Origin of the sequence: Streptomyces sp. NPDC020884, from assembly GCF_044333935.1 — a bacterium.
Lineage (GTDB): Bacteria > Actinomycetota > Actinomycetes > Streptomycetales > Streptomycetaceae > Streptomyces.
Map to the genome: position 1 here is coordinate 3,561 of NZ_JBIRRY010000023.1, position 1,422 is coordinate 4,982.

Below are 1,422 nucleotides of genomic sequence, written 5' to 3' on the forward strand. Positions count from 1 at the left end.
ACTTAAGGGTGAGACCTGATGCCGAGCCGATTGTGGTGAAGTGGATGATCCTATGCTGTCGAGAAAAGCCTCTAGCGAGTTTCATGGCGGCCCGTACCCTAAACCGACTCAGGTGGTCAGGTAGAGAATACCGAGGCGTTCGGGTGAACTATGGTTAAGGAACTCGGCAAAATGCCCCCGTAACTTCGGGAGAAGGGGGGCCATCACTGGTGATAGCACTTGCTGCTTGAGCTGGGGGTGGCCGCAGAGACCAGCGAGAAGCGACTGTTTACTAAAAACACAGGTCCGTGCGAAGCCGTAAGGCGATGTATACGGACTGACGCCTGCCCGGTGCTGGAACGTTAAGGGGACCGGTTAGCTGCCTTTCGGGGTGGCGAAGCTGAGAACTTAAGCGCCAGTAAACGGCGGTGGTAACTATAACCATCCTAAGGTAGCGAAATTCCTTGTCGGGTAAGTTCCGACCTGCACGAATGGCGTAACGACTTCTCGACTGTCTCAACCATAGGCCCGGTGAAATTGCACTACGAGTAAAGATGCTCGTTTCGCGCAGCAGGACGGAAAGACCCCGGGACCTTTACTATAGTTTGATATTGGTGTTCGGTTCGGCTTGTGTAGGATAGGTGGGAGACTTTGAAGCGGCCACGCCAGTGGTTGTGGAGTCGTCGTTGAAATACCACTCTGGTCGTGCTGGATGTCTAACCTGGGTCCGTGATCCGGATCAGGGACAGTGTCTGATGGGTAGTTTAACTGGGGCGGTTGCCTCCTAAAGAGTAACGGAGGCGCCCAAAGGTTCCCTCAGCCTGGTTGGCAATCAGGTGTTGAGTGTAAGTGCACAAGGGAGCTTGACTGTGAGACCGACGGGTCGAGCAGGGACGAAAGTCGGGACTAGTGATCCGGCAGTGGCTTGTGGAAGCGCTGTCGCTCAACGGATAAAAGGTACCCCGGGGATAACAGGCTGATCTTCCCCAAGAGTCCATATCGACGGGATGGTTTGGCACCTCGATGTCGGCTCGTCGCATCCTGGGGCTGGAGTCGGTCCCAAGGGTTGGGCTGTTCGCCCATTAAAGCGGTACGCGAGCTGGGTTTAGAACGTCGTGAGACAGTTCGGTCCCTATCCGCTGTGCGCGTAGGAATATTGAGAAGGGCTGTCCCTAGTACGAGAGGACCGGGACGGACGAACCTCTGGTGTGCCAGTTGTCCTGCCAAGGGCATGGCTGGTTGGCTACGTTCGGAAAGGATAACCGCTGAAAGCATCTAAGCGGGAAGCCTGCTTCGAGATGAGTATTCCCACCCTCTTGAAGGGTTAAGGCTCCCAGTAGACGACTGGGTTGATAGGCCAGATGTGGAAGCCCTGTAAGGGGTGGAGCTGACTGGTACTAATAGGCCGAGGGCTTGTCCTCAGTTGCTCGCGTCCACTGTGTT

General features: G+C 55.6%; 1 rRNA gene (cut by a window edge). It reads left to right on the forward strand.

Going from position 1 to position 1,422, the window contains the following annotated elements:
* A 23S ribosomal RNA gene (locus ACH4UK_RS36895) occupies positions 1-1,400 on the forward strand (it extends 1,822 nt beyond the left edge of the window).
* Positions 1,401-1,422: the final 22 nt, after the last annotated feature.